At 68.5% G+C, this 13,263-nt stretch carries 17 protein-coding genes and 2 pseudogenes; 10 read left to right on the top strand and 9 right to left on the bottom strand.

Features of this window, described 5'->3' with window-relative positions:
- Window positions 1–206: 206 nt before the first annotated feature.
- The gene (locus ACFYVR_RS24520; RefSeq protein ID WP_387478189.1) at window positions 207–404 is read left to right on the top strand and encodes a hypothetical protein; all 198 of its coding nucleotides are present in this window, start codon (window positions 207–209) and stop codon (window positions 402–404) included.
- A gap of 75 nt (window positions 405–479) precedes the next feature.
- On the opposite strand, the gene ACFYVR_RS24515 is transcribed toward ACFYVR_RS24520, so the two are convergent.
- The 7 genes and pseudogenes from ACFYVR_RS24515 to ACFYVR_RS24485 form a co-directional block, all read right to left on the bottom strand.
- Window positions 480–746, bottom strand: coding sequence for a hypothetical protein (locus ACFYVR_RS24515; protein ID WP_387478186.1), 267 nt, complete (start codon window positions 744–746; stop codon window positions 480–482).
- Window positions 743–1,054, bottom strand: a complete 312-nt coding sequence (locus ACFYVR_RS24510; RefSeq protein WP_387478183.1) for a colicin E3/pyocin S6 family cytotoxin — start codon at window positions 1,052–1,054, stop codon at window positions 743–745. The genes ACFYVR_RS24515 and ACFYVR_RS24510 overlap by 4 nt, the downstream gene beginning before the upstream one ends.
- An 892-nt stretch (window positions 1,055–1,946) precedes the next feature.
- Window positions 1,947–2,234: a WXG100 family type VII secretion target gene (locus ACFYVR_RS24505; protein WP_387478181.1), complete on the bottom strand. Its 288-nt coding sequence runs from the start codon at window positions 2,232–2,234 to the stop codon at window positions 1,947–1,949.
- The gene (locus tag ACFYVR_RS24500; protein ID WP_387478178.1) at window positions 2,234–2,539 is read right to left on the bottom strand and encodes a WXG100 family type VII secretion target; all 306 of its coding nucleotides are present in this window, start codon (window positions 2,537–2,539) and stop codon (window positions 2,234–2,236) included. Before ACFYVR_RS24500 ends, ACFYVR_RS24505 begins: the two co-directional genes overlap by 1 nt.
- A 181-nt stretch (window positions 2,540–2,720) precedes the next feature.
- Window positions 2,721–2,870, bottom strand: a pseudogene (locus ACFYVR_RS24495) (DUF4352 domain-containing protein); the annotation flags it as partial.
- Entirely contained in the window at window positions 2,822–3,061 is a 240-nt protein-coding gene (locus tag ACFYVR_RS24490; protein ID WP_387478175.1) for a DUF4352 domain-containing protein, read from the bottom strand. The gene ACFYVR_RS24490 and the pseudogene ACFYVR_RS24495, both read right to left, overlap by 49 nt.
- Before the next feature lie 348 nt (window positions 3,062–3,409).
- Window positions 3,410–3,547, bottom strand: a complete 138-nt coding sequence (locus ACFYVR_RS24485) for a hypothetical protein (protein WP_387478173.1) — start codon at window positions 3,545–3,547, stop codon at window positions 3,410–3,412.
- 59 nt (window positions 3,548–3,606) lie between these two features.
- Between ACFYVR_RS24485 and ACFYVR_RS24480 the strand changes: the two are divergent.
- The 6 genes and pseudogenes from ACFYVR_RS24480 to era all read left to right on the top strand — a co-directional run.
- Window positions 3,607–4,495, top strand: a pseudogene (locus ACFYVR_RS24480) (DUF3387 domain-containing protein); the annotation flags it as partial.
- Between the two features lie 56 nt (window positions 4,496–4,551).
- A complete protein-coding gene (locus tag ACFYVR_RS24475; protein ID WP_387478170.1) occupies window positions 4,552–4,920 on the top strand; it encodes an STAS/SEC14 domain-containing protein in 369 nt (122 codons plus the stop codon).
- 254 nt (window positions 4,921–5,174) lie between these two features.
- Entirely contained in the window at window positions 5,175–6,176 is a 1,002-nt protein-coding gene (locus ACFYVR_RS24470; protein WP_387478241.1) for a PhoH family protein, read from the top strand.
- Window positions 6,177–6,267: 91 nt separating this feature from the next.
- Entirely contained in the window at window positions 6,268–6,810 is a 543-nt protein-coding gene (gene ybeY / locus ACFYVR_RS24465) for an rRNA maturation RNase YbeY (RefSeq protein WP_387478168.1), read from the top strand.
- Between the two features lie 34 nt (window positions 6,811–6,844).
- Window positions 6,845–8,170, top strand: coding sequence for a hemolysin family protein (locus tag ACFYVR_RS24460; RefSeq protein WP_387478166.1), 1,326 nt, complete (start codon window positions 6,845–6,847; stop codon window positions 8,168–8,170).
- Window positions 8,164–9,081 carry a GTPase Era gene (era, locus tag ACFYVR_RS24455; protein WP_387478238.1) on the top strand — a complete coding sequence of 306 codons (918 nt, stop codon included), beginning with the start codon at window positions 8,164–8,166 and terminating at the stop codon, window positions 9,079–9,081. Before ACFYVR_RS24460 ends, era begins: the two co-directional genes overlap by 7 nt.
- Here the strand turns inward: era and ACFYVR_RS24450 are convergent.
- A complete protein-coding gene (locus ACFYVR_RS24450) occupies window positions 9,078–9,647 on the bottom strand; it encodes a TetR/AcrR family transcriptional regulator (RefSeq protein WP_387478164.1) in 570 nt (189 codons plus the stop codon). The genes era and ACFYVR_RS24450 overlap by 4 nt on opposite strands.
- 1 nt (window position 9,648) lies before the next feature.
- Entirely contained in the window at window positions 9,649–11,109 is a 1,461-nt protein-coding gene (locus ACFYVR_RS24445) for an amidase (protein WP_387478162.1), read from the bottom strand.
- A 167-nt stretch (window positions 11,110–11,276) separates the two neighbouring features.
- On the opposite strand from ACFYVR_RS24445, the gene recO reads away from it, so the two are divergent.
- Genes recO through ACFYVR_RS24430 form a run of 3 tightly spaced genes read left to right on the top strand, consistent with a single transcriptional unit; the run spans window position 11,277 to window position 13,253 of the window.
- Complete coding sequence (gene recO, locus ACFYVR_RS24440; RefSeq protein WP_387478159.1) at window positions 11,277–12,086, top strand: DNA repair protein RecO; 810 nt, start codon at window positions 11,277–11,279, stop codon at window positions 12,084–12,086.
- The gene (locus ACFYVR_RS24435; protein WP_387478157.1) at window positions 12,043–12,855 is read left to right on the top strand and encodes an isoprenyl transferase; all 813 of its coding nucleotides are present in this window, start codon (window positions 12,043–12,045) and stop codon (window positions 12,853–12,855) included. The genes recO and ACFYVR_RS24435 overlap by 44 nt, the downstream gene beginning before the upstream one ends.
- Window positions 12,852–13,253 carry a hypothetical protein gene (locus ACFYVR_RS24430; protein WP_387478155.1) on the top strand — a complete coding sequence of 134 codons (402 nt, stop codon included), beginning with the start codon at window positions 12,852–12,854 and terminating at the stop codon, window positions 13,251–13,253. The genes ACFYVR_RS24435 and ACFYVR_RS24430 overlap by 4 nt, the downstream gene beginning before the upstream one ends.
- The last annotated feature ends 10 nt before the right edge of the window (window positions 13,254–13,263 follow it).

Below are 13,263 nucleotides of genomic sequence, written 5' to 3'. Positions count from 1 at the left end.
CCACCGTGCGACACGGGCTCGGCGAGTCGGGATGAGCAGTCGTCGGGCGCTGCAGGCTCCGGCGTGGGCTCGCTCAGCGGTGCCGGTTCGTCTGTACGGTCGTCCGACAGCGTCGGCTACGACGCAACCGTGCTCGCCAGCGCCAGCCCGGCGGCGTGCCAGGTGACGACGCGCGCTCGAACGCAGAGATAGCAGCGACGTGTGGTGTGACGCTCACCGACCCGCACGAGCTCGTCCGATTGTTCGGACAACCAGGCGGTAGGGGAGTTGAGGCCGACCTGAGGTACCTGCTCGACTCCTGGCCCAAGCCGATCGCCGTGGTCGACCGAGCCTGCAACATCAAGGTCTACGACCTCGACCGGCCCGTCACGCTCCCGATCGACGACGAACCAGCACCGTTCTGACCGCGGCGCGGAACAAGCCACGCCGGGAATCTGGAGTTGGAGTGGTCGGCAGTAGAAGGCCTGAATTGGTTGGCGTCATTCATCGTAGAACCCAACCTGATAGTCCAATGAGTCGTCGACCTTGAATGGCCCGTCAATGTACTCAGCGAAGCTTGGGGTAGTTTCCGGTGGAATGTCGTAGCCCCCAGCTTCGAGTGGGTATTTCACCCCACCGATTTCCACGGCTTCTCCGAGGTTCAGTAGATTCTTCAGGATTGCCGTGGTCAAACCCGGCATGGCGTAGTCGCGAACTTGCAGTTCGGATTCCCTGTCGAAAGCCTCCAAATACCACATACGGTTCATCGCTCCGGTCTTCGTGTCGGATCAGCTGGCTTTGTCTGTGCACCCGTCTCGGGGTCGTACTCGCCTTGGTGTCGTCCATTCTTGTCGTACTTCTCGACCGCGCCGTGCTGATAGTCCCACTCGTACGTGTTGCCCTTGTCGTCTTGCCATCTCTTTCGATGGCCGAGACGTTTCGCCGGCCGTGCATTCGGGAATCCCGACAGACTCTTCGGCGGCGTGGCGTAGTTGTGTGCGCCTCCGCCGCCACCGGTGCTCGAGTTGAACGTGGTCGGGTTCGCTTCGAGTAGGGGTTGCAGATCGGCGGCCACTCCAGCGATCGCGACACCGGCGGCAACGGTTGCGCCGACCGCGACCGCGGCCGCGGCATCGAAGCGATGAGGACTGTGACGATGGAGGCTCCCGCTGCGCTTCCGGCGGCACTGGCCGCGGCCGCCGCACCGGTCCCGGCCGTGAAGAAGCCCGCGACACCGCCGATGACGAGACCTGCACCGAGGGCGCCGGCGAGGATGGCGAGGATCTTGTGGTGAGCGTCCTCGATGGTGCGGGCCCAGTCCTCACATGCCGCCGCGAGACTCTCGTATTGGGACGCCACCTGCTCGGTGTCGGTGACCACCAAGTCCATCTGTGCCAAAGCCTGAGGTATCTCGCCGGAGACGATGTCCTCGAGGAGCGGGAATGCCGACGCGGTCCCGTCTCCCGCACTTCGGAGTCCCCTGGCGGCGGCACGCCACGCAACACCGAGCGCACGCAGCTTGTCGGGGTCGCCGTCGGGCCACGTGTGGCCCTGCAGCCAATTGCTGACCAAGCCCCACCCGAACGGCTCGTCGGTGGCACCGCCGAACGCACCCTTGAAGGTTGGCGACTCGTTCCTCGGGAGTCGTGTCGGCGGTCCGTCCGGGGGTTCCGGGGGACTGCTGTTGGCTTTCTCGATGTTTCCGTGGTTGAGAGCAGTGAAGGCGAGCAGATCACGCAACTTGCCGAATGCGTTGACGATGTTGGTCCCTGCAGCGACGGCATCGAATGCCGCCGGATCGTAGCCTCCCGCCCAAGTAGCGCCCGCACCATCGCTCCCGGCGCAGCCCCAGTTCGCGTCGAGTGCGGCGGCGAGAGTGGTGATCGCTGTCTGCCCGCTCGCCTGTGCTGTTCCGTACAACTCGGCCACATCGGCCAGCACCGTGGAGTCCATGGTGATCGGGGCGGTCAAGGCCACATCCTCATGTTGTGCTCGACATTGGCGATGTACCCGTCATGTGCGCTCTGAGCGGCGGTCTCGAGTGCCGCCAAGGCGGTCTTCATGTCCGTCATTTCGCGGTGCCAGGTCTCCGCCTTGCCTCGATGCGCCTCGGCGGCAACTCCTTGCCAATCAACATGCAGGGAAGCAATCTCGCGTTCAACCTCGGCGATGCGCAGCTCGAACTGTCGACCGATGCGGCGGGCTCGCTCGACAAGCGCGAGAATCCGTTCCGTGTTCGCGACGTAGCGCGCCATCAGGCATCGAGCCCCGGCCGAAGACACTCTGCCTCTCGCGCATTGGAGTTGTCGATACTCGTATACGCATCTGCTGCCTGGTGCAACAACACGGCGTCATCACTCAGAGCCACGGACACGCGTCGCGCCGAATCGAGCCACTCCGCCCACAGTGCCGCATGGCTGCCGGCCGCGGCGCCGACCCAGTCGTCCGCCATGAGGTTCTCGGCTTCGCGGCGGAGATCCTCGACATCGTCCCAGAACTCGTCGGCCAATGCGGCCACCCGATTCGCTGTCGAGTGCATCCGCTCCGGATCGCTTCTCATCATCACCCCTGACCCGCATGTAACGGGTGACCCCCTCACCCCGCGGCGAGACTACCAGGGGCTGCGCTTGGGTCGGTTGGCTCGCCGGGCGAGGTTCGGGTGCCAAATGGGTTTCCGAGTTCTCGCGGCTAGGTGTGGCGGTGAGCGCCCCCTTCGCGCCCACCGCCACATACGAAACCGGCTACTGCAGAGTGACTTCCACACCGCCCGAGAGCATGGAGTCGTGCAGTTCCATCGATGCGGGGGTGGCGCCGGCGGGCATGTCGTAGACGACCTTCAGTGTTACCGCGTTGCCGGGGTTGATCTCGTCCCAGAACGCGACATCGGTGTCGAGGTTGAGCCCGGCGCTGGTGTCGGCGGTGAACTTGCGGCCCTGCGAATCGAAGAGTTCCGGCTGTCAGGGCTCACGCTCTTCGGTTCGTCGGACGTGTTCTGCACCGTCATCGTCACAACAACGAACTGCCCCTGTGCCTTCCTTGCCAGGAACGGGTTGTTGCCGAGCGACGTCAGCCCCGACTCCATTCGTCACCGTGAACTCGAACTTGCCGTCACGCACCGGCGTTCCGCTCCCGGCTACCTGCTTGGCGGGCTTCGCCGGTGCCGCCGGAGCGTCGCCGGCAACTGCGGGTGCCGATCCTGCCGCAGGGGTGGGCTGGTCCTTGTCTCCACCGCCTGCGACGCTCCCGATCACGCCCAACGCGACGATCGTGCCGACGATCCACGGCCACTTCTTGGCCTTCTTCTTCGGCGGTTCCGGTGCTGCCGGGAAGCCCTGCGACGGATACGGCTGGTTGGGGACTGCCCCCTGGGGGTGGTCATGGAAATAGCCCTTCTGTGCTGGAAAATGAACTGTGAGCCAAACGGAATCGGTCAGTTTCCGAGGGTGAGTGCGAGACCGGACTCGGCCTCCGACTCGGTGTACGAGAGTCCGCCGCGGTGCCCGACCTCGACTTCGTAGAACTTGTGACCGCGCGGCACGTCGGGCACGGTGAAGTCGAGGTCGCGCACGATCCGACTCCCTTTGTGCTGCTGTTCAGGTGGCCCTTCGCGAGCAGCGTGCTCGACTCGACCACCTGCGGGACCCGCGGCACCCCGAGAACCAGGGCGGAGAGGGGGAGGAGACGCTCGCTGCCCGGTATCGGAAGTTCTCGTCGCAGCTGTCACGCGTGTGGGCGATCTGCGGGGGTCGCGAGGAACTGCGCGAGCAGGTGCCGGTCGCGCGGTTCTTCGAAGAGGTCCGCGTCTACATGGCCAAGTTCGACGCGGAGGACCGAGCGGCACGCGGGCAGGTGATCCCCGAGGACGTCGAGCGAGCGATGCGGACGCTGACGGCGGCGTCCGTCGAATCGGGCGAGGTCCTCGACATCTACGACGCCGCGGGCATGCCGAAGCCGTCACTGCGAGATCAACGTCGAGTTCATCACCCGGACCCAACAGGCCCGCAACCCCAATCTCGCGATCGAGGCGCTTCGCAAACTCGTCAACGAGGAGTCTCGAAAGGCAGCCAAGCACAACGTCGTTCGCCAGCGAGCCTTCTCCGAACGACTGCAGGAGCTCATGCGCAAGTACACCAACAGTCAGCTGACCTCGGCGGAGGTCATTGCGGCCATGGTCGAGATGGCGGAGGAAGTGGCCCGCGAAGCCGACCGCGGCAAGCGATTCGACCCGCCGCTCGACCAGAACGAACTCGCCTTCTACGACGCGGTCAGCCAGAACCCGTCCGCCGTCGAGCAGCAGGGCGAGGGCAAGCTCGCGGACATCGCCCGTGATCTCGTCGCCGTGATGCGTCGCGACATCAAGACCGACTGGACGCAACGCGACGACGTCAAGGCCAAGTTGCGCTCCCAGATCAAGCGACTGCTCGTGCGGCATGGCTACCCGCCGGACCAACAGCCGGCAGCGATCAAGCTGGTCCTCGAACAGATGGAGATGATCGCCCCCGAAATGGCGGCATGAGTGTCCGAACGGCGTGCCTGCACGGCTCTGTGGGTGGGGTGCAGCACAGTCGGTCCATGACCATCGAGAAGATTCCCGGACTTCCGGCAGGCACGCTCGGGTATCGCGGGCTGGGTGTGGTGACGGCGGAGGACTACCGGACCGTGTTCGATCCCGCGATCGAGGCAGCGGTGTCGGCCCATCAGCGGGTCAATCTCGTCTACGTCCTCGGGGACGGTTTCGACCGGTACTCGCTGGGCGCGATGTGGCAGGACTCGCGGCTGATCGGCGTCCCGCGCGACGTCTGGGGGCGGCTCGCGCTGGTCACCGACCACACCGGGCTGGGGGAGGCCGTCCACCTGCTGGCCTTCCTGTTCCCCGGTGAGCTGCGGGTCTTCGCCGCTGCCGGCGAGGCCGACGCGATCGCGTGGGTGTCGGGAGGGTGACCGCCCAGGTGGCGGTCGACGGAGCGTCCGGTGCCCTGACGGCGGTTTACTCGGTGGGAAGCCGCAGGAGGGCGCGATAGACTGCGTACATCACCGTCACCGGATCAGGGAAAGTAGGCCATAGCTACCACGTGAGTGCAGACAGCGAAATGGGTGAGACCGCAGTGTCGTCGTCCGCCATCCCCCGATCCGGTGGTTCGGCGCGGACGGCAGACAGGCAGGAGCGCCCGGTGCAGCGCTCCGTCCGCTCGAGCATGGAGATCTCACCCGAAGCGGTGCTGCCCCTGCTCGGATCCACAGACGAGAACCTCAAGGTGCTCGAACGTGCCCTCGCCGCCGACATCCACGTCCGCGGTAACGCCATCACACTCAGTGGTCGAGTCGAGGACGTCGCCCTCGCCGAGCGCGTCATCGGCGAACTCGTCACCATCGTCGGGAGAGGTCAGGCACTGACCCCCGACGCCGTGCGCCGCAGCGTCGCCATGATGACCGACGGCGGCGGCGAGTCGCCCGCCGACGTGCTCAGCCTCGACATCCTGTCGCGGCGCGGCAAGACGATTCGGCCGAAGACCGTCAACCAGAAGCGATACGTCGATGCGATCGACGCCAACACCATCGTGTTCGGCATCGGGCCGGCGGGCACCGGCAAGACCTACCTCGCGATGGCGAAGGCCGTGCAGGCGCTGCAGAGCAAGAACGTCAGCCGGATCATCCTGACCCGGCCCGCGGTCGAGGCCGGTGAGCGACTCGGGTTCCTGCCCGGCACCCTGCACGAGAAGATCGACCCCTACCTGCGCCCGCTGCACGACGCGCTGCACGACATGATGGATCCCGAGGCGATCCCGAAGCTGATGCAGGCCGGGGTGATCGAGGTCGCGCCGCTGGCCTACATGCGTGGCCGGACGTTGAACGACGCGTTCATCATTCTCGACGAGGCGCAGAACACCACCGCCGAGCAGATGAAGATGTTCCTCACCCGCCTCGGGTTCGGGTCGAAGATCGTCGTCACCGGCGACGTCACGCAGGTGGACCTGCCCGGCGGGCAGCGGTCCGGCCTGCGCGCGGCGGCCGAGATCCTCACCGACATCGACGACATCCACTTCGCGGAACTCACCAGCGCCGACGTCGTGCGGCACCGGCTCGTCTCCGACATCGTCGACGCGTACGACCGGTTCGAGTCGGAGCGGATCGACGAAGTCAAGCTCGGCAACCGCGCGCAGCGCCGCGCGGCGACGGGCCACTCGGGGCGTCGGTGACGGGGACCGGGCAGCTTCCCGCACTACAGTTGAATCCCCGCACAGCCGCCGCGCCGGGCGACACCGACGCGGCACGAGGAGAACGGCACAGATGAGTATCGAGGTTTCCAACGAATCCGGGATGGACGTCTCGGAGGCGGACCTGGTGAGTGTCGCCAAGTTCGCGATCTCCCGCATGGACGTGCATCCGGCGGCGGAACTGTCGATGGTGCTCGTGGATCTCGACACGATGGCGGACCTGCACATGCGCTGGATGGACCTGCCCGGGCCCACCGACGTCATGTCGTTCCCGATGGACGAGCTCGAGCCGGGCGGCCGCCCCGACGCCCCCGAGCCGGGACCGGCGATGCTGGGCGACATCGTCCTCTGCCCCGCGTTCGCCGCCGACCAGGCCGCGAAGGCGGGCCATTCCACCGCCCACGAGTTGGCCCTGCTGACCGTGCACGGCGTGCTGCACCTGCTCGGCTACGACCACGCGGAGCCGGAGGAGGAGAAGGAGATGTTCGCGTTGCAGAACAGTCTCCTCGCCGAGTGGTACGACGACCTGGCGCGGGCGCAGCGCGAGGCCGAGCTCGCCGCTCGGGACAGCAGGCTCCTCGGCAAGACCGGCTTCGTCGACCGGACCGAGCCGTGACAGTGCGCTCGACCCGAGTCGTGAGCGACCGCCGGTGACGGGTGCCGCCCTGCTCATCCTGCTCGCTGTCGTCCTCGTTCTCCTCGGTGGGCTCTTCGCCGCCCTCGACTCCGCGCTGAACACCGTCTCCCCGGCTCGGGTCGAGGAGATGGCCAAGGACGAGCGTCCCGGCGCCGGACGGCTGCTCCAGGTCGTGGCGGACCGACCCCGTTACGTCAACCTGACCGTGTTGCTTCGCATCGCGGCCGAGATCTCCGCGACGGTGTTGCTCGCGGCCGGGTTGCTCGACCTGCTCGACCGTGGCTGGGCGCTCGCCGTCACGGCGGTCGTGATGGGTCTCGTCAACTACGTGGTGATCGGTGTCGGGCCTCGCACCATCGGTCGCCAGCATGCGTACTCGATCGCGCTCGCCGCCGCGTTGCCCCTGCAGGCGCTCGGGGTGCTCCTGGGTCCGGTCAGCCGCCTGCTCATCCTCCTCGGCAATGCACTGACCCCCGGCAAGGGATTCCGCAACGGTCCGTTCGCCTCCGAGATCGAGCTGCGTGAGCTGGTGGATCTGGCTCAGGAACGTGGTGTGGTGGACGACGAGGAACGCCGGATGATCCAGTCGGTGTTCGAGCTCGGCGACACCCCCGCGCGCGAGGTGATGGTCCCGCGTCCGGAGATGGTGTGGATCGAGGCGGACAAGTCGGCCGGCCAGGCCACGTCGCTGGCCGTGCGCAGCGGGCACTCCCGGATCCCGGTGATCGGGGAAAACGTCGACGACGTGCTCGGGGTCGTCTACCTCAAGGACCTGGTCGAGAAGACCTACCACTCCACCGACGGTGGCCGCGGCGTCACCGTCCGCGAGGTGATGCGGCCCGCCGTGTTCGTGCCCGACTCCAAACCCCTCGACAGCCTGCTCGCCGAGATGCAGCAGGGCCGAAACCACATGGCGTTGCTCGTCGACGAGTACGGCGGCATCGCGGGACTGGTCACCATCGAGGACGTGATCGAGGAGATCGTCGGCGAGATCGCCGACGAGTACGACACCGACGAGATCCCGCCGATCGAGGAACTCGGGGACGGCAGCTACCGGCTGTCGGCGCGACTGCCGCTCGAGGATCTCGGGGAACTGTTCGACATCGAGATCGACAGCGACGAGGTCGACACCGTCGGCGGCCTGCTCGGCTACGAACTGGGACGGGTCCCGTTGCCCGGTGCCGAGATCGTCGTCGCGGGCGACGCCAGGAACACCGTTGACCGTCTCGTGCTGCGCGCCGAGGGCGGCAGCGACATGCGCGGACGGGTCCGGATCACCACCGTACTGGCCCGACGCGAACCGAAACCCGACGAGGGCGACATCGAGGAGACATCATGACCACCGAATTCCGTTCCGGCTTCGTCTGTTTCGTCGGCCGCCCGAACACCGGCAAGTCGACGCTGACCAACGCACTCGTCGGCAGCAAGATCGCGATCACCTCGTCCCGTCCGCAAACCACCCGGCACACGATCCGCGGCATCGTGCACCGCGAGCACGCGCAGCTGATCCTCGTCGACACCCCGGGTCTGCACCGGCCCCGCACCCTGCTCGGGCAGCGGCTCAACGACCTGGTTCGCGACACCTATTCGGAGGTCGACGCGATCGGCCTGTGCATCCCGGCCGACGAGAAGATCGGGCCCGGCGACCGCTGGATCCTCGAACAGGTGCGGCAGGTCGCGCCCCGCACCAAGCTGATCGGCATCGTCACGAAGATCGACAAGGTCGGCAAGGACCAACTCGCCGCCCAGTTGCTGGCCGTGTCGAAGCTGCTCGGACCGGATACCGACGTCGTGCCCGTGTCCGCGTCGTCGGGGGAACAGGTGGAGGTCGTGGTCGACGTGCTCGCCTCCCACATGGAGGAGGGGCCGGCGTTCTACCCCGACGGCGAACTGACCGACGAACCCGAGGAAACGCTGATGGCCGAGCTGATCCGCGAGGCCGCGCTCGAAGGCCTGGGGGACGAGCTGCCGCACTCGCTGGCGGTGGTCATCGAGGAGATCGTCGAAAGGGAGGGCCGCACCGAGAAGCAGGGTGAACTGCTCGACGTGCACGCCCTGCTGTATGTCGAGCGGCCCAGCCAGAAGGGCATCGTCATCGGCAAGGGCGGCGCCCGCCTGCGGGAGGTCGGCACCAAGGCACGCAAGCAGATCGAGCACCTGCTCGGCACCAAGATCTACCTCGAGCTGCACGTCAAGGTCGCCAAGGACTGGCAGCGCGACCCGAAGCAACTCGGCCGCCTGGGGTTCTAGTCCGCGTTCCCGCCGACGAGTCGGAGGATCGCGGCGGACACGTCCTGCGGGACGCCCGTGGCGACGCGGCGCAGCTGCAGACCGGAGATCGTCGCGACGAGGGTCGAGGCGACCGCGGTCGCGTCGGCGACGCCGAGGGCCTCGAGGATCGTCACGGCCAGGACGTCGTAGGCGGCGTAACACTCGTCGGCCGCGTCCTGCAGGGACGGGTCTCGGCCGGCCTGGATGAACAGCTCGAACGGGGCGAGCTGCTCCGCGGTCCCGCCGAGGTCGCGGACGATCTTCTGGGTGAGGGTGGCGGCGTCGGCCACGCTCAGGCCCCGGTCCCGGTAGGTCTCGGCCAGGTCGGTCATCCGGGTGGTCTCGGCCGTGACGAACTCGAGCAGCGAGTCCCGCAGCATGTCCGTCTGGCTGGGGAAGTGGTAGGTGATCGAGCCGAGCGACACCCCCGCCTCCGCGGCGATCCGCCGGTTGGTCACCGCTGCGACGCCGTCGGTGCCGATCACCTGCAGGACCGCCTGCAGGATCCGTTCCCGCGCGGATGCCTGGGTCGCCTGGGCCGCCACGTCACCACCACCGATCGGGCTGCGCAGTGGCCCAATGCAGTTCGCGTTCGAGTTGCGCGGCCAGTGCGACGAGCAGCGGCTCGGACGAGTCGTGGCCCATCAGCTGCACGCCGCGGGGCAGGCCGTCCGACGTGAAGCCGGCGGGCACGTTCACGCTCGGCCAGCCGAGCACGTTCCACGGCCAGGTGTACGGGCACGCCGCGGTGATCGCCCGGTCGGTGCCGTAGTTCCCGATGCCGTCGATGGCGTCCACCGGCGGGGGTGGGGTCGCGGTGGTGGGCGCGAGGATCACGTCGAACTCGTCGAAGATCGCCCCGATGCGTCGCCGGATCCGAGGCTCGGCGGCCCGGGCGGCGCGCAGCGGCAGGCCGCCGAGCAGTCTGCCGGTGCGGGCGTTGGCGAGCGTGCGCGGGTCGAGCAGCGCCGGATCCGGCACCCGGCGTCGCCAGGTTTCGAGTCCCGCCATCGAGCGGGGAAGGAAGTTGGCACCCAACGAGATTCCGTAGGCGGGGTCGGCGAGGACGACGTCGTGCCCGAGTCGGCGCAGCAGGTGCGCGGTCGCTCCGACGGCGTCGCGCATCTCGGGGTGCAGTGCCGTGCGGGTGGCCGTGAACGGGATCTTCAGGGACAGCGCGATCCGCAGTCGGCCCGGGTCGCGGTCGACGGCCTCACGCGCGGTGACGGGACGCGGCGTGTGCAGATCGCCGTCGTGCGGCCCGGACACCAGGTCGAGGAGCAGGGCGGCGTCGGCGACCGTGCGTGCCAGCGGCCCGATCACGGTGATGCCGTTGAACGCCTCGGGGTCCGGCCAGGTGGAGATCCGTCCCCGCTGGGGTTTGATGCCGACCAGGTTGGTCCAGGAGGCGGGGATGCGCACCGAACCCGCACCGTCGGAGCCGAGCGCGACGGGAACGAGTCCGGCCGCGACGGCGGTCGCGCTGCCCCCCGACGAGCCGCCCGGCGTCCGATCGCGCGACCACGGGTTGCGGGTGTGCCCGAACGTGCCGCCGGTGAAGGGCCATTGGCCGAACTCGGGACTGTTGGTCTTGCCGACGATCACCGCACCGGCTGCGCGCAGCCGGCGGACGACCTCGGAGTCGGAGGTCTTCGCGGGGAAGTCGCCCGCGCACCCGAACGCGGTCGGCTCGCCGGAGATGTCGACGTCGTCCTTGACGGCGATGGGCACGCCGAGCAGGGGCAGGCGTACGCCCGCGGCCAGCCGGCGGTCGGCGTCGGCGGCCTCGGCGAGGGCGGCGGCGCGTCGGACCACCCGGAAGGCGCCCAGCGTGGGCTGGCCGGCGTCGATCGCGTCGAGGCTGCGGGTGACCAGCGCGACCGACGTGGTCTCACCCCGCGCCAGCGACCGGGCGCAGTCCTCGAGCGAGGGCCAGGCGCGGTCGGACCCCTCGCTCCCGACCGCGCCGGTCCAACGCGCCCCCTGTTGACCGGTGTCAACACTCACGCCGACCTCCCCCGTTCGTTCGAACGAACAGTATCCGGGGGTGGTGGCGGCTCGCAGGCGTTTCGCCGAAGCGGGTGCACGGTGACGCCGGCCGACGCGCGGTTCCCGCCGGAAGCGCCGCGGAGTGTGAGCTGGGTCCGGTCACACCCGCGTGGGACAATCCGACAGTGAGGTTGTACCGGGATCATGCGGTGGTGCTGCGCCAGCACAAGCTGGGCGAGGCGGACCGGATCGTCACGCTGCTCACCCGGCAGCACGGCCTGGTGCGGGCGGTCGCCAAGGGGGTGCGCCGGACGAAGTCGAAGTTCGGTGCCCGGCTCGAACCGTTCGCGCACGTCGACGTCCAGCTCTATCCGGGACGCAACCTCGACGTCGTCACCCAGGTGCAGACCCTCGACGCCTTCGCCACCGACATCGTCGACGACTACGGCCGGTACACCACGGCCTGCGCGATTCTCGAGACTGCCGAGCGTCTCGCCGGAGAGGAGCGGGCCCCCGCGCCCCGGTTGCACCGCCTCACGGTCGGCGCGCTCCGCGCCGTCAGCGACCAGATCCGCCCTCCCGAGCTGGTGCTCGACGCGTATCTGCTGCGGGCGATGGGATTCGCGGGCTGGGCGCCCGCCCTCGACGAGTGTGCCCGCTGCGCCGCACCCGGACCGCACCGCGCCTTCCACGTCGCCGCCGGGGGAGTGGTGTGCGTGCACTGCCGCCCGCCCGGTGCGGCCACCCCGGCGCCGGGCGTGCTGGACCTGATGGCCGCCCTCGACCGTGGCGAGTGGGCGTTCACCGAGACGGTCGACCCGGCGGTGCGTTCGCAGGCCTCCGGTCTGGTGGCCGCGCACCTGCAGTGGCACCTGGAACGACAGCTGCGGACGCTGCCGCTGATCGAACGGTCCCGGCCGCATGCCGCTGTCGACGAGGGTGTCCGGCAGGATGAACAGCGTGATCCGACGACGCGCACCGCAAGCCTCGCCTGACCGGCAGATCCGGCCCCCGAGCCCGCACCCGTCCGGGGCGCGGGCCCCGATCATCCAACCGGAACTGATCCCGCGGCACGTCGCGTTGGTGATGGACGGCAACGGCCGCTGGGCGCAGGAGCGCGGGCTGCCCCGCACCGCGGGCCACGAACGCGGTGAGGCGGTGCTGATGGACACCGTGGAAGGCTGCATCGAGGTCGGGGTCACGTGGCTGTCGGCGTACGCGTTCTCCACCGAGAACTGGAAGCGCAGTCCCGACGAGGTCAGATTCCTGATGGGCTTCAACCGGGACGTGATCAGGCGGCGACGCGACGAGATGCACGAGATGGGCGTGCGCGTGCGTTGGGCCGGGCGGCGGCCCCGGCTGTGGGCGTCGGTGATCAGGGAACTCGAGATCGCCGAGGAACTGACCAAGGACAACGACGTGATGACGCTGACCATGTGCGTCAACTACGGCGGACGCGCCGAGATCGCCGACGCCGTACGGGAGATCGCGCGTCGCGTCGCGGCCGGGGAGATCAACCCGGAGAAGGTCACCGAGGCGACCGTTGCGAAGTACCTCGACGAGCCGGACATGCCGGACGTCGACCTGTTCCTGCGGCCGTCCGGGGAGTTGCGGACGTCGAACTTCCTGATCTGGCAGTCGGCGTACGCGGAGATGGTGTTCCAGGAGAAGCTCTTCCCCGACTTCGACCGTCGCGACCTGTGGGCCGCCTGTGTCGAGTTCGCCTCGCGCGACAGGAGATTCGGCGGGGTGAAGGAGCAGTGAGCGCCGACGCCGCCGAGGCGCTGAGGGGGCACGCCCGCGACGTGCTCGCACCGTTCGTCGCCGTCACCGAAACCGACGACGGGTCACTGGGTTTCGAGTACGCCGGCGCGTTGTGCTCGCTGCAGGCGGTGACGCTGGCGCCGGGCCTGGACGTGCTCGCGCTGACGGCGGTGCTGGCCTGGGACCGACCGGTGAGCACGACACTGCACAAGCGGGTCGCCGACAAGAACGCCGGACTGCAGTTCGGGCTGGTCTCGGTGATCACCCGTGGCCGGCTCGCGGACGTCGTCCTGCGCTACACCTTCCCCGCCGCCGGCCTCGCCGACGACGCGCTGACGACGATGCTGCTCCTCGTGCTGTCGGGCATCGAGGAGAGCCGGCGGGGTCTGCTGGCCTAGTTGTGATGTC

The sequence above is a fragment of the Rhodococcus sp. NPDC003318 genome, from assembly GCF_042879035.1.
GTDB lineage: Bacteria > Actinomycetota > Actinomycetes > Mycobacteriales > Mycobacteriaceae > Rhodococcus_G.
This window is presented reverse-complemented; position numbering and strand designations above follow the sequence as displayed.

Coding starts and splice junctions, on each gene's coding strand:
- ACFYVR_RS24515 (WP_387478186.1), bottom strand. CDS start 746: ATGAACCGTATGTGGTATTTGGAGGCTTTCGACAGGGAATCCGAACTG.
- ACFYVR_RS24505 (WP_387478181.1), bottom strand. CDS start 2,234: ATGGCGCGCTACGTCGCGAACACGGAACGGATTCTCGCGCTTGTCGAG.
- ACFYVR_RS24500 (WP_387478178.1), bottom strand. CDS start 2,539: ATGAGAAGCGATCCGGAGCGGATGCACTCGACAGCGAATCGGGTGGCC.
- ACFYVR_RS24490 (WP_387478175.1), bottom strand. CDS start 3,061: ATGGAGTCGGGGCTGACGTCGCTCGGCAACAACCCGTTCCTGGCAAGG.
- ACFYVR_RS24475 (WP_387478170.1), top strand. CDS start 4,552: ATGACCATCGAGAAGATTCCCGGACTTCCGGCAGGCACGCTCGGGTAT.
- ACFYVR_RS24470 (WP_387478241.1), top strand. CDS start 5,175: ATGGAGATCTCACCCGAAGCGGTGCTGCCCCTGCTCGGATCCACAGAC.
- ybeY (WP_387478168.1), top strand. CDS start 6,268: ATGAGTATCGAGGTTTCCAACGAATCCGGGATGGACGTCTCGGAGGCG.
- ACFYVR_RS24435 (WP_387478157.1), top strand. CDS start 12,043: ATGAACAGCGTGATCCGACGACGCGCACCGCAAGCCTCGCCTGACCGG.